The organism is Halarcobacter sp. (assembly GCF_963676935.1).
GTDB lineage: Bacteria > Campylobacterota > Campylobacteria > Campylobacterales > Arcobacteraceae > Halarcobacter.
On record NZ_OY781470.1, the window covers coordinates 1,719,561 to 1,738,892 of the forward strand.

Annotated in this window: 21 protein-coding genes; 13 read left to right on the forward strand and 8 right to left on the reverse strand. The window is 27.0% G+C overall.

What is annotated here, in order from left to right; genetic code table 11:
• Positions 1-10: 10 nt before the first annotated feature.
• A complete protein-coding gene (locus ACKU4C_RS08385) occupies positions 11-634 on the reverse strand; it encodes a TetR/AcrR family transcriptional regulator (RefSeq protein WP_321311346.1) in 624 nt (207 codons plus the stop codon).
• A gap of 92 nt (positions 635-726) precedes the next feature.
• On the opposite strand from ACKU4C_RS08385, the gene ACKU4C_RS08390 reads away from it, so the two are divergent.
• The 3 genes from ACKU4C_RS08390 (at position 727) to ACKU4C_RS08400 (ending at position 4,514) form a co-directional block, all read left to right on the forward strand.
• Positions 727-1,281 (forward strand): NAD(P)H-dependent oxidoreductase, encoded by a 555-nt coding sequence (locus ACKU4C_RS08390; RefSeq protein WP_321311348.1) that lies wholly within the window; start codon positions 727-729, stop codon positions 1,279-1,281.
• A 103-nt stretch (positions 1,282-1,384) separates the two neighbouring features.
• On the forward strand, positions 1,385-4,195 hold the full coding sequence (gene uvrA, locus ACKU4C_RS08395) for an excinuclease ABC subunit UvrA (protein ID WP_321311349.1): 2,811 nt from the start codon (positions 1,385-1,387) through the stop codon (positions 4,193-4,195).
• Between the two features lies 1 nt (position 4,196).
• Positions 4,197-4,514 (forward strand): DUF309 domain-containing protein, encoded by a 318-nt coding sequence (locus ACKU4C_RS08400; RefSeq protein WP_321311351.1) that lies wholly within the window; start codon positions 4,197-4,199, stop codon positions 4,512-4,514.
• Positions 4,515-4,537: 23 nt separating this feature from the next.
• On the opposite strand, the gene ACKU4C_RS08405 is transcribed toward ACKU4C_RS08400, so the two are convergent.
• Entirely contained in the window at positions 4,538-4,915 is a 378-nt protein-coding gene (locus tag ACKU4C_RS08405; RefSeq protein ID WP_321311354.1) for a hypothetical protein, read from the reverse strand.
• A gap of 171 nt (positions 4,916-5,086) precedes the next feature.
• On the opposite strand from ACKU4C_RS08405, the gene ACKU4C_RS08410 reads away from it, so the two are divergent.
• Both ACKU4C_RS08410 and ACKU4C_RS08415 read left to right on the forward strand, forming a co-directional pair.
• The gene (locus tag ACKU4C_RS08410) at positions 5,087-6,139 is read left to right on the forward strand and encodes a CNNM domain-containing protein (RefSeq protein WP_321311356.1); all 1,053 of its coding nucleotides are present in this window, start codon (positions 5,087-5,089) and stop codon (positions 6,137-6,139) included.
• A 111-nt stretch (positions 6,140-6,250) separates the two neighbouring features.
• Positions 6,251-6,727, forward strand: coding sequence for a pyridoxamine 5'-phosphate oxidase family protein (locus ACKU4C_RS08415; protein ID WP_321311357.1), 477 nt, complete (start codon positions 6,251-6,253; stop codon positions 6,725-6,727).
• 13 nt (positions 6,728-6,740) lie between these two features.
• Here ACKU4C_RS08415 and ACKU4C_RS08420 read toward each other — a convergent pair whose 3' ends face one another.
• Positions 6,741-7,079, reverse strand: a complete 339-nt coding sequence (locus tag ACKU4C_RS08420) for a MerR family transcriptional regulator (protein WP_321311360.1) — start codon at positions 7,077-7,079, stop codon at positions 6,741-6,743.
• A gap of 191 nt (positions 7,080-7,270) precedes the next feature.
• On the opposite strand from ACKU4C_RS08420, the gene ACKU4C_RS08425 reads away from it, so the two are divergent.
• The 7 genes from ACKU4C_RS08425 (at position 7,271) to ACKU4C_RS08455 (ending at position 12,102) form a co-directional block, all read left to right on the forward strand.
• On the forward strand, positions 7,271-7,918 hold the full coding sequence (locus ACKU4C_RS08425) for a winged helix-turn-helix domain-containing protein (protein ID WP_321311361.1): 648 nt from the start codon (positions 7,271-7,273) through the stop codon (positions 7,916-7,918).
• Positions 7,919-8,184: 266 nt separating this feature from the next.
• The gene (ectA, locus tag ACKU4C_RS08430) at positions 8,185-8,688 is read left to right on the forward strand and encodes a diaminobutyrate acetyltransferase (RefSeq protein ID WP_321311363.1); all 504 of its coding nucleotides are present in this window, start codon (positions 8,185-8,187) and stop codon (positions 8,686-8,688) included.
• Positions 8,689-9,969: a diaminobutyrate--2-oxoglutarate transaminase gene (gene ectB / locus ACKU4C_RS08435; RefSeq protein WP_321311365.1), complete on the forward strand. Its 1,281-nt coding sequence runs from the start codon at positions 8,689-8,691 to the stop codon at positions 9,967-9,969. It abuts the gene before it with no gap.
• A gap of 2 nt (positions 9,970-9,971) precedes the next feature.
• Positions 9,972-10,364: an ectoine synthase gene (locus ACKU4C_RS08440; RefSeq protein WP_321311367.1), complete on the forward strand. Its 393-nt coding sequence runs from the start codon at positions 9,972-9,974 to the stop codon at positions 10,362-10,364.
• Between the two features lie 3 nt (positions 10,365-10,367).
• A complete protein-coding gene (locus ACKU4C_RS08445) occupies positions 10,368-10,670 on the forward strand; it encodes a hypothetical protein (RefSeq protein ID WP_321311369.1) in 303 nt (100 codons plus the stop codon).
• Between the two features lie 62 nt (positions 10,671-10,732).
• Positions 10,733-11,734, forward strand: coding sequence for an aspartate kinase (locus ACKU4C_RS08450; RefSeq protein WP_321311371.1), 1,002 nt, complete (start codon positions 10,733-10,735; stop codon positions 11,732-11,734).
• On the forward strand, positions 11,731-12,102 hold the full coding sequence (locus tag ACKU4C_RS08455; protein WP_321311372.1) for an ACT domain-containing protein: 372 nt from the start codon (positions 11,731-11,733) through the stop codon (positions 12,100-12,102). Before ACKU4C_RS08450 ends, ACKU4C_RS08455 begins: the two co-directional genes overlap by 4 nt.
• 35 nt (positions 12,103-12,137) lie before the next feature.
• Here ACKU4C_RS08455 and proX read toward each other — a convergent pair whose 3' ends face one another.
• From proX to ACKU4C_RS08475, 4 genes are all read right to left on the reverse strand, one after another.
• A complete protein-coding gene (proX, locus tag ACKU4C_RS08460) occupies positions 12,138-13,109 on the reverse strand; it encodes a glycine betaine/L-proline ABC transporter substrate-binding protein ProX (protein WP_321311374.1) in 972 nt (323 codons plus the stop codon).
• A gap of 2 nt (positions 13,110-13,111) precedes the next feature.
• Positions 13,112-14,134 (reverse strand): glycine betaine/L-proline ABC transporter permease ProW, encoded by a 1,023-nt coding sequence (proW, locus tag ACKU4C_RS08465; RefSeq protein WP_321311377.1) that lies wholly within the window; start codon positions 14,132-14,134, stop codon positions 13,112-13,114.
• Positions 14,127-15,344, reverse strand: coding sequence for a glycine betaine/L-proline ABC transporter ATP-binding protein ProV (proV, locus tag ACKU4C_RS08470; protein ID WP_321311380.1), 1,218 nt, complete (start codon positions 15,342-15,344; stop codon positions 14,127-14,129). The genes proW and proV overlap by 8 nt, the downstream gene beginning before the upstream one ends.
• Positions 15,345-15,536: 192 nt before the next feature.
• Complete coding sequence (locus ACKU4C_RS08475; RefSeq protein ID WP_321311382.1) at positions 15,537-16,181, reverse strand: hydrogenase-4 component G; 645 nt, start codon at positions 16,179-16,181, stop codon at positions 15,537-15,539.
• A 170-nt stretch (positions 16,182-16,351) separates the two neighbouring features.
• Between ACKU4C_RS08475 and ACKU4C_RS08480 the strand changes: the two genes are divergently transcribed.
• Positions 16,352-18,148, forward strand: a complete 1,797-nt coding sequence (locus tag ACKU4C_RS08480; RefSeq protein ID WP_321311385.1) for a L,D-transpeptidase family protein — start codon at positions 16,352-16,354, stop codon at positions 18,146-18,148.
• Here ACKU4C_RS08480 and ACKU4C_RS08485 read toward each other — a convergent pair.
• A complete protein-coding gene (locus ACKU4C_RS08485; protein WP_321311387.1) occupies positions 18,145-19,266 on the reverse strand; it encodes a hypothetical protein in 1,122 nt (373 codons plus the stop codon). The two genes, ACKU4C_RS08480 and ACKU4C_RS08485, sit on opposite strands and share 4 nt — an antisense overlap.
• Positions 19,267-19,332: the final 66 nt, after the last annotated feature.

Sequence of the window (19,332 nt, forward strand, 5' to 3'; positions counted from 1 at the left end):
TATAAACCCTTTACTTTTTTATTCCATTAATTAATGAGTCAAAAGATATTTTATACAACTCTTCTATATTTTTTTTAATATTAATATGTCCATCAATATAAAGTATTGCTATACCATGAATCAAAGCATGTATTGTTTGAGCTTGTAAAAAAGAGTTTTCTATCTTTAAAATATCTTTCTCTTTACCCTCTTCCAAAAGTTTTATTAAAAGTTTAAAGCTATCTTCAATATTCTCATCATCAATAGTACAGGTATTTTCTCTTATATCTTGATATTTTTCACCAAATAAAACTCTATATAAATTTTGATTTTTTATTGCAAAATTTATATATGAACTACCCATTGAGTATAATCTTTCTAAAACTGTTCCATTATCTCTATTTAAAGTGGGTATTAAAGCTTCCTCAAAAAGAGTAAAACCATAAACAATAACATTTTGTATTAAATCTTGTTTTGAAGAAAAGTGTCTGTATATTGCACTTCTTGAAGTACCAAGTTTGTCACCTAAAAACTTTAAAGTTAAAACCTCTATACCCTCTTTTGAAATTGTTTCCAAAGATAGTTGTAACATCTCTTCTTTTAAATTCCCATGATGATATTTTGAAGTTTTTTTCAAATCTTTATTACTTTTCATAAAAATATTATACCATAAATTTTATCTTTAATGTTGACAATGTTAACTTTATATGTTAACATTGTTAACTTAATTTATCAAAAGGAGATAAAATGAAAAACATTTTACTTATATTGGCCCATCCAAATGAAGAGTCATTAAACCATTACATAGCATCTCTTATTAAAGATGAGATGTCAAAAAAGAACTATGTTGAATATATAGATTTATATAAATCAGATTATCAACAAGGATTTTATAAGCTAGAAAATGAAAATACAAAAGAGAGAATATATTTTCAAGATAAGATAACAAAAGCAGATGAAATAATATTTGTATTTCCATATTGGTGGGGCTCAATTCCAGCTATTCTAAAAAATTGGTTAGATTGGAACTTCTCAACAAATTTTGCATATAGTTATGAAAATTCAAAACCAAAAGGATTATTAAAAAATAAGAAAGTAACTGTATTTACTACAACAGGTGCTCCAAAATTCTACTATGATCTAACAGGAGCAAATAGAAGATTGAAAAATATGTGGAAAGAGCAAATTATTAATTTTTGTGGTATGGAATTATCTAGTTTTAATATTTTTGGTGGAATAGATACAAAAATAAAAAATATTAATAAAATAAAAAATCGTGTGATTAATATTGTAAATACTTAATATTAAAGAACACTACAAATTTATAAACTAATATTATATATATATTTAGTTTCATTTTTATTTGGTATAATGCACCCTTTAATTTTAGTGAAGATGGAATATTATGCAAGATACAATCAAAATATATAACGCAAAAGAAAATAACTTAAAAAATATTAATTTAGAGATACCAAAAAATAAACTTGTTGTATTTACTGGACTATCAGGGTCTGGTAAATCAACACTAGCTTTTGATACTTTATATGCAGAGGGACAAAGAAGATATATAGAATCACTTTCAGCTTATGCAAGACAATTCTTAGACAAAGTTGGAAAACCTGATGTTGAAAGAATTGAAGGTTTAACTCCCGCAATTGCAATTGATCAAAAGACTACTTCAAAAAATCCAAGATCTACAGTTGGAACTATTACTGAAGTTTATGATTATTTTAGACTTTTATATGCAAGAGTTGGGAAACAACACTGTCATAAATGTGGACAACCAATCTCACAAATGAGTGCCTCTGATGTTATCGAACAAGTATTATCTTTGCCTGAAAATTCTAAAATTGTTATCTTAGCTCCATTAGTAAATAGAAAAAAAGGAACCTTCGCTGACTTACTTGAAAGTCTAAGAGGAAAAGGTTACGTAAGAGCCATGATTGATGGAGTTATGGTTAGACTAGATGAGGATATTGAGCTTTCAAAAACACAAATGCACACAATTAAAGTTGTAATTGATAGAGTTGTTGTAAAAGATGAAAATAGAGATAGAATAGCACAAGATGTTGAAAAAGGTTTAAAAGAAAGTTTTGGTGAATTAGAAGTTGAAGTAATGAACAATCAAGAGGTTGGTTGCGATAAACATATCCATTACTCTGAACATATGGCTTGTTTTGATTGTAAAATATCTTTTGAACCACTTGAGCCTTTATCTTTCTCATTTAACTCTCCAAAAGGAGCATGCCCTTCATGTGATGGTTTAGGAATTAGATATGCTTTAGATATGAAAAAAGTTGTAAATGAAGAGTTACCACTTGAAGATGGTGCCATTAAAATTATATATGGTTTCAATAAGGGATATTATTTTAAGATGCTAATTGCCTATTGTGAGGCAGCTTCAATAGATATAACAATACCTTTTAAAGAGTTACCAGAACATCAACAAAAATCGATTTTACATGGTGGTATCGAAGAAGCTAAATTTACTTGGAAAAGACATAAGCTTACAAGAAAGTGGGAAGGTATTGTAAAAATTGCCTATGACATGATAAAAGATGAAAAAGATATGGCAGAATTTATGACAGAAAAAATATGCTCTGATTGTAATGGAAATAGATTAAAGCCCTCTTCTCAAAGTGTATTTGTAGCACAAAAAACAATATCAGATATAATTAATAAACCAATAGAAGAAGCCCATGCCTTTTTTCAAGATGAAAAAAATTTTGAATACTTTAATGACCAAGAGAAGATGATTTCTGCACCTATTCTAAAAGAGATAAAAGAGAGAATCTTTTTTTTAAATGATGTTGGTCTTGGATATATTACTTTGGGAAGAGATGCAAGAACAATCAGTGGAGGAGAAGCTCAAAGAATCCGTGTTGCTTCACAAATTGGTTCTGGACTAACTGGTGTTATGTATGTGTTAGATGAGCCATCAATTGGATTACATGAAAGAGATACTAATAAACTAATTAAAACTCTAAAAGCTTTACAAGAAAAAGGTAATAGTGTTATTGTAGTTGAACACGATAAAGAGACTATTGAAGCAGCAGATTTTGTAGTTGATATTGGACCAAAAGCTGGTAAATATGGTGGAGAAATTGTTTTTGCAGGAACTTTAGAAGAGATGCATAAAGCAAAAACATTAACAGCTAAATATGTAAATGGTGAGAAAAAAATTGATTATGTACATAATAGACCTCAAGAAGAGTTTATTGAGATTCAAAATGTAAATATAAACAATATTAAAAACCTTGATGTAAAAATTCCATTAAAAAACCTAGTATCAATCACAGGTGTTTCAGGAAGTGGAAAATCTTCACTTATCTTACAAACACTTTTACCAGTTGCTAAAGAGCTTTTAAATCATGCAAAAAGAGTTAAAAAAGTTGATGGTGTAAGTATAGAAGGATTAGATAAACTTGATAAAGTTATATATCTAGACCAAAGTCCTATTGGAAGAACACCAAGAAGTAATCCTGCTACATATACAGGGCTTATGGATGAGATTAGAACACTTTTTACAAAAACAAAAGAGGCACAACTAAGAGGTTATAAAGTTGGAAGATTCTCATTTAATGTAAAAGGTGGAAGATGTGAAAAATGCCAAGGTGAAGGTGAAATAAAAATTGAGATGCACTTCTTACCAGATATTATGGTTAAATGTGATGATTGCCAAGGGACAAGATACAATGCACAAACTCTTGAAATCATGTATAAGGGTAAAAATATCTCTGACGTATTAAATATGAGTGTAGATGAAGCCTTAGAGTTTTTTACAAAAGTACCTAAAATAAAAGCTAAACTTCAAACTCTATCAGATGTTGGACTTGGCTATATTACACTAGGGCAAAATGCAGTAACACTTTCAGGTGGTGAAGCTCAAAGAATTAAATTAAGTAAAGAATTAAGTAAAAAAGATACAGGAAATACTTTATATGTCTTAGATGAACCAACAACTGGTCTTCACTTTGCGGATGTTGATAGATTAACAAAAGTATTACATCACCTTGTTGAAGTTGGAAACTCAGTACTTGTAATTGAACATAATCTGGATATTATTAAAAACTCTGATTGGGTTATTGATATTGGACCAGAAGGTGGAAGTAAAGGTGGGAAAATTGTTGATGAAGGAACACCAGAACAATTAGCAAAAAACCATAAAAAAAGTGCTTCATATACTGGTTTCTATTTAGATAAAGAGATAAACTAATTTGACAAAAATTGAAGAGTTTATTGAGATTGTTAAACAAGGAAAATATGTCCAAGCCCATGAAGTATTGGAAGAGGATTGGAAGTTTTATAGAAAAAAGGGTTTAAAACCTGAAGAAAAAGCGATCCAAGGACTAATAAATGGTGCTACAGCTTTAGCACTATTTTTTATAAAAAAAAGACCCACAAGTTATGAAAAAGTTTGGAAAGTATTTGAAAAATATGAGCATTATCTTAATGTAGCTAATTTAGAAAATATAGAAAAATATATAGAAGCAAAAGAACTACTTCTGAAAATAAACTCTACAATAAAAAAGTAAAAACTTTATTCAGAAGTAGCTACTTAAGCTTGTTCCTGTGATATATAATAAGCTTTTAATCTCATCATATCATCTGTTGGATATTGATTTTCAGCTTCTCCACGAACTGCTTTTACATAAAAGTCTCTTGAAGAATCATTAAAACCAAAATTCAAATTAGTTAATACAACTTCTTGATATTGCGAAACTTTTGCAGTAGAGACCTCTTCTGTTTTGGATACTTTTGAAGATTCTGTTTCTGAAACTTCATTAACACCTTTTAAAAATGCATCTCTTGCTATCTGTTTTGCTTCATTTCCATTACTTAGTTTTGCAATCTCATTAGAAGGTTGTACTTGTTGTATCAACAACTCATTATTTTCAGCATATTGATTAATTGTTGGTATTAATCCATATTCCATAATAACCTCCTTATAGGATTCTTAATAATATTATACAAAAATTTTTAATATTTTGTCAAAAAAAAATTAATTTTTATATATTTTTTGCTATTATTAGCTATTAATTTTTAAAAAAGGAGTCTTATTGGAAGATAGTTCCCAGAGGTGCAGTTTATATAAAAAGGGTAAAAAATGGAATTTTTAATATTTCTTTTTATCATTGTAATAGGCACATCGTTCTTATGTTCCGTTTTAGAATCTGTTATTCTATCAACAAACTATACTTATATATCTGTAATTGAAGAGAAAACACCATTAACTGGTAAATTACTTAAAGATTTAAAAACAGATATTGATAAATCGATAGCTTCAATACTTATATTAAATACTATTGCAAACACTTTAGGTGCTACTGCAATTGGTGTTCAAGCCCAAAATGTATTTGAAGGTAACAAAACATTAGTAATGGTTGTTTCAATCATATTAACATTTGCAATTTTATTTTTTGCAGAAATTATTCCAAAAACTATTGGAGCTGTATTTTGGAAAGAGTTAGCCCCAATCTCTGCAAGAATTATTAGAGTTTGTGTTTTTATTACTTATCCAATAATTTTAGTAACTCAATTTGTTACTAAAAAAATAAAAGGTAAAGATAATAGTGAAACTTTATCAAGGGAAGAATTAATCCATACAACTCTACTTAGTGAAGAGGAAGGTGTTATTGGAGATTTAGAATCTGATATTATAGAAAATACTCTAACATTACATGAGATTAAAATAAAAGATATTTTAACTCCAAGATCTGTAATGTATGCTGTTGAAAAAAATACTACTATAAAAGATATTCTTGATGATAAAAGAACTTTTAAGTTTTCAAGAGTACCAGTTTATGAAGATACAATTGATAATATCATTGGTATCGTTTTAACAAAAAAACTTTTCAAACAAGCAATTAGAGATAGTAGTGCAACACTTGAATCAATTATGAAACCAGTGTTTACACTAAATGAAAATATACCAGTAGGAAAAGCTTTAAATAAATTTATCCAGAAAAAGGAACATATGTTTATTGTTCTTGATAATTATGACCAAACAGAAGGGATTATTACATTAGAAGATTGTATTGAAACTCTTCTTGGTTTAGAGATTATGGATGAATCTGATACAACAGCTGATATGAGAAGATTGGCATTAAATAAAATGAAAGCAAAAAGAAGAGAAAGAGGATTAAAACAAAGAGATTAAATCTCTTTTCTCTACTTTTTACACAACTTAAACTTATCACTTAACAAAAAAAAATTAATCAAAAAAATATTTATTTATGTACAATTATATATTTTATTAAAGGATATATAAATGTTAGAAGATTATATTAATAAGTTTAAAAGTCTTACTGTTTCAACACTTGATGAAAATACTGCTCCTTTTACTAGCTATGCACCATTTGTAAAATATAACAACAAATACTACATATATATAAGTTCAATGGCAAAACACTATCAGAATTTAGAATTAAATCCCCTAGCCTCTTTATTTTTTATTGAAGATGAATCTTTATGTGATAATATTTTTGGTAGAAAACGTGTAGTTTTACAATGTAAAAGTGAAAAATTACAAAGAGACAATGAAGAGTTTGAAAACTTAGCAAAACAATTTGAAGAAAAACACGGTTCAACAATGAAAATGTTAAAAACCATGAAAGACTTTTCTTTTTTTGAGTTTTCACCATATTATGGAGAAGCTATATTTGGATTTGGAGAAGCATACAATGTTGGTGGGGAAAATTTTGATAAATTAATTCAAAGAAAAAATCAAAAGGGACATAATAAATAAGATATAGAAGTTACTAGATAACTTCTACATCTTTAACTTCTACTCCAGATAGTTTTTCCATTCTTTTTTCAACTATATCCAAAAACTCTTTTCTATTTTTTTCATCCATATTACTTTCTAACATCTCAGTAATATATTTTATACCATTAGCATTTATCTTTTTCACACTTGCCAAATAATGTACAAAAGATATAATTTTTACATCATTAATAGAGTATAGTTTTTTTACCTCTTTCTTTTGAGGTAGTAGTCCTTTGTCTTCATACATTTTTAGTGTTCTAACTTTAGCAGTAAGTAGTTCTGCTATGCTACTTAATGGTAAAACATCTTTATTGTTATCTAATAAAGCCAAGTCATTCCTTTTTTTTTCGTAATTATAATAAATTTTTTATTAATTAAATGTATAAAATAGCTTAAACTAAGATTTTTATAAGAATTTTATGATATAAGTATACATCATTTACGTAAATTTTACACTTTTAGGTGTTGAATTTATTCCTCTAACTTGATTTAAATTCTCAGTATAAAGGGTTTTAATAATAAATGCGTCTTTTATCATTAAATATTAACAAAGAAGTTTTAGATTATATTATTGAAAATGAACTTTACATTTGTGATGATGTATCAGAAATTGATGATGCAATATATCACAGTGAAGTTAGATATTACAATATAATATTAGTAAAACACAATAACACTAAGTATCTTAAACAAATACTTAAATATGTTAATCCTCGTCAAACAGCAGTGATTTTCTTAGTAGATGAAATAAGTAAGAAAGAAGAATTAGAACTACTAAAAAAAGGTGCAATTGATGTACTTAAGGGCTCTATTTCAAACGATTTACTTCTTGCAAAGATGAAATCAATCCATAGAGAAAATTTTGAAAATCAATATATTTTCAAAGATAAATATCTAATAAATAAAGAGGAACGTTCTATTTCAGATAACAAGAATAATAAACTTGTTATTAATGGAAAACCTTTTAGCATATTGGAATACCTAATAAAAAACAGACATAGGTCTGCTATTTCAAAAGAAGAACTTCTAGATGTTTTATGGGATGATCCTGAGTGGGTTGTTAGAAATGTTGTTGAAGTAAATATCAATATCATAAGAAAAGGTATTCAAAATACTTTTGAAGAAAACTTTATTAATACTGTTAGACACAGAGGCTATCAAATAATATAATTATAAAACTGTAGGTAAGATTTAAATTCTTACCTATAAACTTAACTACTAATCTAAAACTTATAAATTTTAAAAATTCTCATAAACTTAACTAAGCGTACTACGTGCACGTCTATGTACATCTTTTTAACACAATTATTACAAAATAGTTACAACCACTTTAAGCTTTATTGAAGTTTATTACGTTATATTTCTACACAAGATATGTAAATTTATTACAATCAAAATGTAACATATTTACATAAAAAATGTAAAAAGGATTAATTTTGTCTGAAAAAAAGATATATATTAGAAAACCAAAAAAAGAGTTTTCAAAAAAAATCTTTCAGCTAGTTAAGAGTTGTGGTAATTTAGATTTAAACTCTGAATACCTATATTTATTACAGTCTACCCATTTTAAAGAGTGTTGTTCAATAGCACTTTGTGATGATAAAGTTGTAGGCTTTGTATCTGGATATAAGATTCCTAACAATGAAAATGCACTTTTCATTTGGCAAGTTGCTATAGATGAAAATTTTAGAGGTTTAGGATTAGCAAACAAACTAATCACTAATACTCTAAAAAGAAAAGTAAATAGTGAAGTTAACTATATTCATACTACAGTTTCACCAGATAACAAATCTTCAATAAGAATGTTTGAAAAACTTGCAAATAAGCTAAATACAAAAATGAAAAGTAAAAAGTTTTTCAAAAAAGAAGACTTTATTGATGCTCATGAAGAAGAAACACTATATGAGATTGGCCCAATTAAAAAACAAAAGGAAAAATAAATGAGAATATTTGAAAATTTAGAGTCTGAAGTAAGAGGATATATTAGAAGTTTCCCTACTATATTTGAGACTTCTAAAGGTGCTATATTAACAAATGAACAAGGTGAAGAGTATATAGACTTTTTTGCAGGAGCTGGTACTTTAAACTATGGACATAATAATGAACATATTCAAGAAGCATTAATAGATTATATTAAAAAAGATGGAGTTGTTCATGGTTTAGATATGGCAACAACTGCTAAAAAAGATTTCCTTCAAACTTTTAATGACACAATCTTGGTTCCTAGAAACTTAGATTATAAAGTACAATTTACAGGACCAACAGGTACAAATGCAGTTGAGACTGCCCTTAAACTTGCAAGACTAGTAAAGGGTAGAAGTAATGTTGTATCTTTTACAAATGGTTTCCACGGATTAACTCAAGGTTCATCTTCTGTAACAGGAAATAATGATTATAGAGATGAAAGTTATATAAGTAGAACAAATGCTAGTTTCATGCCTTTTGATGGATATTTTGGAGATATGAATACTATGACCTTCTTTAGAAAATTTTTAGAAGATAGTAGTAGTGGTCTTGATATTCCAGCTGCGGTAATAGTTGAAACTATACAAGGTGAAGGTGGAATAAATGTGGCTTCAAAAGAGTGGCTTCAAGAGCTTGAATCAATTTGTAGAGAGTATGATATTTTACTAATTATTGATGATATTCAAGTTGGAAATGGTAGAAGTGGAGAATTCTTCTCATTCGAATTTGCAGGAATAAATCCAGATATTGTAACAATTTCAAAATCTATTGGAGGGGGTCTTCCAATGGCTATTGTACTATTAAAATCAGACTTAGACCAATGGAAGCCAGGTGAACATACAGGTACTTTTAGAGGTAATAACTTAGCTTTTGTTGCTGCAAAAGTTGCAATTGAACAATATTGGAATAATGATGATTTAACAAATGCCGTAAAATATAAAGAGAAAATATTAAAAAATAGACTTGAAGAGATTGCACAAAAATTCAGTGATGAATTAGAAGTAGAAGTTAGAGGTAGAGGATTAGCCTATGGATTTGATATAAAAGGTGATAACTCAATAGCTTCAGATATATCTCAATACTCATTTGAGGAAAAATTAATTGTTGAAACTTGTGGGAGTGAAGATCAAATTGTTAAATTCTTACCACCATTAATTATAGATGAAGATACATTGATTGAAGGGTTAAATAGATTTGAAAAAGCTATTGAAAAATTATTAAAAGATAAAAAAGAAAAACTAACAGAGGAATTTTAAAAATGATAGTACGAGATATAAAAAATATTATAAATAGTGAAAAAGAGGTTCATGCACATGAAGGTCAATGGGTAAGTAGAAGAATGCTTTTAAAAGATGACAATATGGGATTTTCATTCCATGAAACAATTATTAAAGCAAATACAAAAACACACATTCACTACCAAAACCATCTAGAAGCAGTATATTGCGTAGCAGGTAATGGGAAAATAGAGGATCTAAAAACTGGAGAAGTTCACGAGATTTATGATGGTGTAATGTATGCACTAAATGAACATGATGATCACAATTTATATGGGGGAACTGAAGACATGAGACTTATTTGTGTATTTAATCCTCCTATTAAAGGAACAGAGAACCATGATGAAAATGGAGTATATCCTTTAGAAGATTAGAATATGAAGTATATTTATATAGCTAATTATTTATTAACTACTAGAGAGGATAAATTTGAGTTTATCAAATATATCCACTCTTTTAGAAGATTCAAAATTATTAATCAAAAGGTTGTTTTAAATGATAATTCACTTATTTTAGAATTAAGTGATGACTCTTCAACTAAAATTGCAAAAAAAACATCTGAACTTTTTTTTAAAAATAGAAAAAAAATAGATGTACATGTTATAGATAAAATTGCAATAAACAGTAAAGAGATGTATATATATAAGAATGACAAACTTTTTAAAAAAATCTACATATAAAACTTAAGAGTTATAAATCAATTAAAAATCAAAAGCATTCAAAAAAAATAAAAGGAAAAATAATGGATATTAAAGTTTGTAAATTTGGAGGTAGTTCAGTTAAAGACTCGTCCCAGATTAAAAAAGTTTTTAATATTGTAAAAGAAGATAAAAAAAGAAGGGTTATAGTAGTATCAGCTCCAGGAAGAGATGAAACTTATGATGAAAAGATTACAGATCACCTTTTAAATCTAGCAACGAATGGAATCCATTTTTTTGAACAAAAGATTCAAATTACTCCAAAACAAAGTTATGATGTTATTATTAATAAATTTAAAAAACTTTGTGATGATTTAAAAATAGAAAAAACTGGTATATTGAAAGATTTAAAAGCTGATTTAGATAAAAAAAATTTATCAGGAGTTAAAAAAGAAGCCTTTTTATTATCAAGAGGTGAACACTATAATGCAAAAATTATTAACGAATATTTTAAAATAAGTGGATTAAACACTAAATTAAAACTTCCAGAAGATTTTAAATTTATACTAAATGAAAATTTTTGTGATGGACAAATTGAAAATGAAACATATAAAAATATAGAAACTAATTTTTCATTTAAAGATGATGAAGTGTATATAATCCCTGGTTTTTATGGAGTAACAAAAAACAATGAAATTGCAGTGATGAGTCGAGGTGGTTCGGACTTAACAGGTGGAGAGATAGCTTATGCACTTGATGCTGATTTATATGAAAATTGGACCGACACAAATGGTGTATATGAAGTTGATCCACGTATTATAAATGATGCAAATGTTATACCTAGACTTACTTTTAAAGAGATTAGATTATTAAGTTCAAAAGGTTTCAATGTATTTCATTTTAATGCAATGTTAAATTGTAAAAAAAGCAAAATACCAATTAATATCAGAAATACAAATAATCCTTCAAATAAAGGTACAATGATTTTAAATGAAAGAGTTCCAATGGAAGATTTAGTTGGAATTGCTAAACTTGATAATATGGCTTCTATTCATATACAAAAAAATATGTTAGGGATGAGATTGGTTTTACTGCTGAATTATTGAGAATTTTTGAAGAATACCATGTAAATACTTACCATTATCCAACAGATAAAGATGATATTGCTATATTAGTTGATCAAGAAGACTTAAAAGGAAATATCAACAATTTAAGAAGACAAATTGAAAAAAGATTAAAAACAAATAGAATCACAGTTACATATAACCTATCTATAATTACTCTAGTAGGTATTGGTTTAAAAGAGAATGCTTTTGCCCTAGTAGATGCCATAACAGCTCTTAAAGACAATAATATCACATTTGAGATGTTTGATATGAGTCCTTCAAAAATATCGTTTCACATTGGAGTATCACAAAATATTGCTGATGCTGCTTTAAAAACACTCCATAATAAACTTATTAAAGGTAAATAAGTTTAAATTTAAGAAGAGAGTATCTCTTCTTAAATCTATTTAGCAGCTTTTGCTTCTTTTATCCAAGCATCAACTTTTGCTTTATTTTTTTCAATCCACATCTTAACATGTCTATCAATATCTTTTTCTTTTTTCTGACCATTTGCCATAAGCATATTTTGACCACTTACATCATTTACATCTAGTTTTACAATATCAAAAAGTTTTGAAATATCTTTATATTTCCTTACACTAGGATTTGAAACTATTTGTTGTGAGTTTACTGCAAATCCATAATCTGCTCCATTTGATAATTTTGTAGAGGCTTGATTTGGGTTAGCTGAATGTGTAACTTGTAAAAATACTACATCTTTACCAGGAACTAATTTCCCACTTACCCAATATGGAGTCCAAGTATAATATAAAATTGGTTTCCCTGTTTTATAATTAGCAATTGTATCTGCAATTAAAGCTGAATATTCACCTTGATTATGTTCAATTGTATCTCTTAAATCAAAAGCATCTAATTGATACTCAATAACTTTTTCACATCCCCAACCAGCAGTACAACCTGCTAAATCTGCTTTTCCATCATCATTTAAATCAAACAGTTTTGCAATTTTTGGGTCTTTTAGGTCATTAATATATTTAATATTATACTTATCAGCTGTTTTTTTATCTATTAGATAACCTTGGGCACACCCTGAAATATAAGGTGAAAATTTTGCAAATTTTTCTTTTCCTAAAGCAGTAATTTTTCCATCATGTAAGGGATCCCAATTTGCTGCCATAAAATACACATCATCGCTTTTTACATTATTAGCAATTGTTTGATAAGCAATATCATAAGATACATCATTTGTAGTTTCTACTTCATACCCCATTTTTTCAAGTATATTAACCACTATTTTCATTTGAAATGATTCTTCTGCAATTGAAGTTTTAATTGCAGTAACTTTTGTAGCAAAAAGTGACGTCGATACAACTAATGATGCCAATGCACCAACAATAATTTTTTTATTTAACATTATTATTTCTCCTTTTTAAATGTTTTATAGATTAATCCAACTGGTCCTTTTTCATACCATTTGATTTTTTGTGATTTATCTTTTTGTCCCATAGATTGAGTTAATCTATCTAAAATTACAGCTAAAAGAACAATACCTAATCCACCAACAGCTGCAAGACCAATATCTAATCTTCCAATCCCCCTTAATACCATCTGACCTAAACCACCAACAGCAATCATTGAGGCAATAACTACCATTGAAAGAGCTAACATTAAAGTTTGATTTATACCTGCCATAATTGTTGGCATAGCTACAGGGATTTGAACTCTCCATAACATCTGTTTTGAACTAGCACCAAATGATCTCGAAGCTTCAATCAAATCCTCAGGAACTTGTCTAATACCAAGATTAGTTAGTCTAATTAAAGGGGGTAAAGCAAATATAATTGTTACAATTACACCTGGAACATTACCAATACCAAACAACATAACTATAGGAATAAGATACACAAAAGCTGGTGTAGTTTGCATAGCATCAAGTATTGGTCTTATAACTTTATCAACTCTATCACTTTTTGCACTCCAAATTCCCAAAGGCAAGCCAATTATAATGGAGAATAAAACAGCAGTTACAACTAAAGCAAGGGTAATCATAGCCTCTTCCCAAGCTCCAATAAACCCAATTATAAGAAAAGATACAAATGTACCTAAGGCTAGTTTTTTAGTTGAAAACTGTAAAGCTAATAAAACAAAAAAAGCAATAACAACATAAGGTGATAGATATTGTAAAAAACTCTCTATAGATTTTAAAACTATATCAATAGGTGTTTTTGTAAAAAGAAAAAAATCCCTAAAATTAGCCACAAGCCAATCAATTCCATTGTTTGTCCAATCATCGAAAGGTATTATTGATTCATCAAAAGGATGTAAAATATCAAAACTACTTGTATCAGTTACATTATCTGTAGGAGTAGTTGTCCAATCTACAGATGATTCTTTATTCTCTTGTGCAGTGGAAGCATTTCCCCATGGATCACTACTCATATTCTACTCCTTCATCAAAAACTTTTAACAATCTACTTTTAGAAATAGTACCTTTATACTTACCTTTATCGTCAACAACTGCAGTAGGATATAGATGTTCTGCAATATCTGTAATAAATTCAGAAATTTGTAAATTCTCATTTATAGGTTTTTCATCAATAATTGCATCATGAATTGATCCACCTAACTTTTTTTGTTCTTTTAAAGAATCTAAAGTTAACAATCCAATATATTTACCACTTTTTTCAACAAAATATGCATAATCATCATCAAAATCTGAGATATATTGAAGTGCAGTTTTCACACCAGTTCCCTCTTTATTTATAATTGTAGAACGAACTTTTTTTGCAATATGTGAAGCATTTAGAACAGATGTCACATCAACACCTTTAAAGAAAGACCTAATATAATCGTTAGCAGGATTATTAATAATATCTTCTGGTGTTCCTATTTGAGATATCTCTCCATTTTGCATAATAGCTATTCTATCGCCTATTCTAATTGCTTCGTCTAAATCATGGGAAATAAATACAATTGTCCTTTTTGAATTACTTTGTAACTCTAAAAGTTCATCTTGCATCTCTGTTCTAATAAGTGGATCTAAAGCTGAAAAAGCTTCATCCATAAGCATAATATCAGGATTATTTGCAAGCGCTCTTGCAAGACCAACTCTTTGTTGCATACCACCACTTAATTCATCTGGATAAGATAAGCCATGATGTTTTAGTCCAACTTGCTCTAACGCAGCTTGAGCAGCTTCATATCTAGTATTTTTATCTACCCCACTTAATTCTAAGCCAAATGAAACATTATCTAAAATGTTCATATGGGGCATTAAAGCAAAGGATTGAAAAACCATTGATATTTTTTTTCTTCTTATATCAATAAGTTCTTTATCACTTAGATTTGTAACATCTGTTTCATCAATGTAGATTTTACCAGAAGTTGGTTCAATAAGACGGTTCAGTAACCTAACTAATGTTGACTTTCCTGAACCAGAAAGTCCCATAATTACAAAGATTTCACCTTCATATATTTCAAAACTGGCATCTTGAACACCTATAGTCATACCAGTTTTTTTAAAGATTTCATCTTTGCTTTTTCCACTATCTAACATTTTTAAAGCTTTTTTAGGTTCATCTCCAAAAACTTTAAAAACATTTTTAACAATTAATTTTTTATTTTTTTTAGAATTAATTTGCAACTCCATTTAAATTTTTTTACACTTAATATGTAATTTTACACCATCTATTATGTACAATCTTTACTTAATAGAATATAAAGTAAAACTGTATATATGGATATGAGCTGTATATAAAATGTATAGTTATGTATAAATATATACTATTTATTATGATAGATTAAGTTAAAATAAAGATAAATATAAGAAAGTAGAGAAGATTTACTTATCTTCTTCTACTTTTTTCTCTAAGTCTGTTTGTGATAATTCAGCAATTTTTTCATCAATTAAACTTAAAGTACGTTCTTGTGTTTTGTATGATATATCAGGAAGTTGTCCTCCCCACATTTTTTCTGCTTCTTCGAAACCTTTTACAACTCCAGATCTAGCTTCTTTTAATGCTTCAATATCATTTCCAGCTAAGCCAATTACAAATGAACTTACCCTATCAGATGTTTCATTAACACTAAAAAAACCATCATCTTCAACTAGTTTTTTTGCTTCTTCTGGATTCAGTTCAGTAATTGGTTTTCCTTCATATCCAATAGAAGATAGACTAAAACCATTTTCTAAATCTTTACCAGATAAAAAGTCATATATATCACTGTTATTAATAATATTTAACAGTGAATTTTGTGCATTAGTATTTGTTTGGTTAAACTCTGCACTTTTTATGTTTAGATACATTTTTAAACTTTCCATTGATATTGAAACTTGAACTGCAGAACTATGTATTTTATTTTCTGCAACTTCTTTATTTTCATCTAAAATACTTTTATTTTTAGAATTATCATCAGAAGATTCTTTGTTAATCAAATCACTAGCTTGGTAGGCATTGTAATAATTTTCTGTATTTACCGTACTCATAGTAATTCCTTTCTAATTTTATTAACTAATTGTATTAATACATTTCTTAATTTTTGCTTAATTTTAATCTTTGTTTAAGCTTTTTACATATTTTTTACATTTAATAGATATTTTTTATCTAATTGTTACCATTTTTTTATATAATCATAAAAAATTAGGATTATTGGTATATGCATAAAGTTTTTATTTTATTTTTTACATTTGTTCTTATTAATGCAGATGAGATTGTAGATACAAATCTAGTAAAAGTTGATTTTGAAGAAAGAATAAAAACTGAAAATATTCAAAAAGTTACACTAAAAAAATTACTAAAACAAAAAAATCAATTATTTCTTAGTAATTATCTTCTAAAAAAATATTACAAAAATCACAATTATAAACCATTTTTTATAAGTCAATTTAGTATAAAACCAATGGCATATACATTAATAAATGAAATAAAAAACGACCAAGTTTTAAAACCTCAATTAGAATTGTATTTTGATATAAAAAATATAGATAAACAGTTAAATGAAACAGAGTCAAATCCATCAAGTGAAAATCTAATAAAATTAGATAATAAACTAATATCCATATATCACAAATATATGTTATTATTATCAAGAGGTGCTATAGATTGGGAGAGATTTCAAGAAGAACTTGAAAAAATAAAACAAGAAGAAGAGATAATATATTATTGGGAAAAATATTTTGCAAGAAAAAATATCAGAAGACTTTTATATGAAGCTGTAAAATTTGATGATATCAATATTGCAATTTCAAAAGTAAATTACACCTTCCCTCAAGCAAAGGTTTTAGCAAATAGAATCATTCAACTTGAAGAATTATTAGAAAATGGAGGTTATACAAAAGTCCCAAACTTGAAAAGAACATTAAAAAAAGGAAACTATTATCCAGAGATTACTCTTCTTAAAAAAAGGCTACAAGAAGACAACTATATAAATATTAATTTTGATTGTAAAAATGATGAAAACCTAGAAGTTATAAAAATAGATAAAAACACTTCTACTACAATATTAAATCCTAATCCAGAAAATGACTGTGAAGAGCTATTTGATGAAGCACTATATTTAAATATAAAAAAATTTCAAAAGCATAATGGTTTAGTTGCAGATGGAATTGTAGGTAAAAATACTATTAGTGTACTAAACAAACCTATTCAAAAACAAATTAATACTATGAGAATTAATCTTGAAAGAATGAGATGGATGCCAAGAGATTTAGGAAAGAAATATATCATTGTAAATATTGCAGATTTTACTATGAAAATGTATTCTAACAATGAAAAAATTTTAGAGATGGAAGTTGTTGTTGGAGATAAAAAACATCCTACTCCTATATTTAGTCATAAAATGTCAGAAATAATATTAAACCCTTATTGGAGAATACCACAAAGTATAGTACAAAAAGAGATTATCCCTAATTTGGTTCAAAATCCTAATTATCTACAAGAAGAGGATATAAATATTCATGAAAATTGGGATCATGATTCTACAATTTATGACATGAATGGTATAGATTGGAGTATATTTTTAGATAATGATATTATGGCAGATGATGAGTATGCACCTATGAGATTTATACAAATTCCAGGAGATAAAAATCCTCTTGGTAGAATTAAGTTTTTGTTCCCAAATAAATATTCTGTATATCTGCATGATACTCCATATAAATATCTATTTAGTGAAACCAATAGAGCATTTTCTCATGGTTGTATCAGACTATCTAAACCAAAAGAGTTACTAAAAGTTATAGCTCAAGAAGAAACAAAAATAGACTTAGATAAATCAGAAGAGATATTAAAAGAAAAAAATAGAGTTGATATTGAATTGGATACTAAAATACCTGTTCATGTTGTATATTTAACTTCGTGGGTTGATGAAAATGGGATAATACAATTTAGAGATGACATTTATAATTTAGATAAAATACAAGAAAAAATTTTATACAATCAAGAAAGCTATTAAGGTTTTAAAAGTTTTATTTTTTCTTTTATTGCTGTAATTTGATTTTTATTTAAATAGTATTTCTCCTCTTTTAAATATTTCATAAATCTAACTTCAGCATTTGTAAATCCATCAAGTTCTTTTTCTTTTACAGATAGTTCTTTTTTAGTAAATCTAACTCGTCTTAGTTTTCCATTTTGATTTTTTACATAATAAACTATATCAAACTCTTTTGAATTTATTTTCTCTATTGTGATAAATATATTTTCTATATTATCATTATAAGAAGGTACTAATGATAAAAATTCATCAATATCCATAAATCCAATATACAATTTTGTATAAATATCAAAATACAAAGACAGTTTTTTGTTTTTAAAAAAGTTTATATTAATAAGGTTTTGATTTTTAACTCTACACCTTTTTAATATCCATTCTAATGTTTGAAAATAGATAAACTTTGAATGCTCAATTGTATAAGCTTCAATAAATTTTTTATCTTGATATTTTGTTACAAAACCATTCTTTTTTCTATTAAAAACTAACTTTTTTAATAATTCATCATCTTCTAAATCTTTTGTAATCCATATTGTACAAAAAGAGGGAAATCTTTTTAATCCTACCGTACCTTCAGTTAATACAATCAATGCTCTTATATGTATATTTGGAAAAAGTACTTTTAAGAGTGCATATTTTTTATCTAATCTTTTATTTAAACTTACGGTTTTTTTAGATGTACTCATCTCTACAAAATATAAAGCATCTTCTGTAAAAAATAAAGCATCAAACTCACTAATATCTTTATAATTTGATTTATAAACAATTTGTAAACTTCTATCAATCATTAAACCAGTTTTATAAAACTTGTCAATTTTATTTTGATGTGGTCCTTTTAGTACAAATTGTGTAATTGAGTCATTTTTTAAAGCATAATCTAATAAAAATTCATAAATTATATTTTCATAAACTTCACCTTTGAAACTATTATATGCAGCGATATTTTCTACTGATATATCATGTGTTCCTGATTTTAAAAGTGGTTTTATATTTTTTGATGAATATTTATAGAAAAAGAGATTTTCTTCAATATTTGATATGTCTAAATTTTTTATTTCTTCTGTTATTTTTAAATGTTGCAATTTATTAAAACTTTCTTCTTTACATCCCTAGTTTACTGATTATAGCTAAAGTATTGCTATTTGTAA

Coding starts and splice junctions, on each gene's coding strand:
- proX (WP_321311374.1), bottom strand. CDS start 13,109: ATGTTAAATAAAAAAATTATTGTTGGTGCATTGGCATCATTAGTTGTA.
- ACKU4C_RS08480 (WP_321311385.1), top strand. CDS start 16,352: ATGCATAAAGTTTTTATTTTATTTTTTACATTTGTTCTTATTAATGCA.
- ACKU4C_RS08410 (WP_321311356.1), top strand. CDS start 5,087: ATGGAATTTTTAATATTTCTTTTTATCATTGTAATAGGCACATCGTTC.
- ACKU4C_RS08415 (WP_321311357.1), top strand. CDS start 6,251: ATGTTAGAAGATTATATTAATAAGTTTAAAAGTCTTACTGTTTCAACA.
- ACKU4C_RS08425 (WP_321311361.1), top strand. CDS start 7,271: ATGCGTCTTTTATCATTAAATATTAACAAAGAAGTTTTAGATTATATT.
- ACKU4C_RS08385 (WP_321311346.1), bottom strand. CDS start 634: ATGAAAAGTAATAAAGATTTGAAAAAAACTTCAAAATATCATCATGGG.
- ACKU4C_RS08440 (WP_321311367.1), top strand. CDS start 9,972: ATGATAGTACGAGATATAAAAAATATTATAAATAGTGAAAAAGAGGTT.
- ectB (WP_321311365.1), top strand. CDS start 8,689: ATGAGAATATTTGAAAATTTAGAGTCTGAAGTAAGAGGATATATTAGA.
- ACKU4C_RS08475 (WP_321311382.1), bottom strand. CDS start 16,181: ATGAGTACGGTAAATACAGAAAATTATTACAATGCCTACCAAGCTAGT.
- proV (WP_321311380.1), bottom strand. CDS start 15,344: ATGGAGTTGCAAATTAATTCTAAAAAAAATAAAAAATTAATTGTTAAA.
- ACKU4C_RS08405 (WP_321311354.1), bottom strand. CDS start 4,915: ATGGAATATGGATTAATACCAACAATTAATCAATATGCTGAAAATAAT.
- ACKU4C_RS08450 (WP_321311371.1), top strand. CDS start 10,733: ATGGATATTAAAGTTTGTAAATTTGGAGGTAGTTCAGTTAAAGACTCG.
- proW (WP_321311377.1), bottom strand. CDS start 14,134: ATGAGTAGTGATCCATGGGGAAATGCTTCCACTGCACAAGAGAATAAA.
- ACKU4C_RS08390 (WP_321311348.1), top strand. CDS start 727: ATGAAAAACATTTTACTTATATTGGCCCATCCAAATGAAGAGTCATTA.
- uvrA (WP_321311349.1), top strand. CDS start 1,385: ATGCAAGATACAATCAAAATATATAACGCAAAAGAAAATAACTTAAAA.
- ACKU4C_RS08445 (WP_321311369.1), top strand. CDS start 10,368: ATGAAGTATATTTATATAGCTAATTATTTATTAACTACTAGAGAGGAT.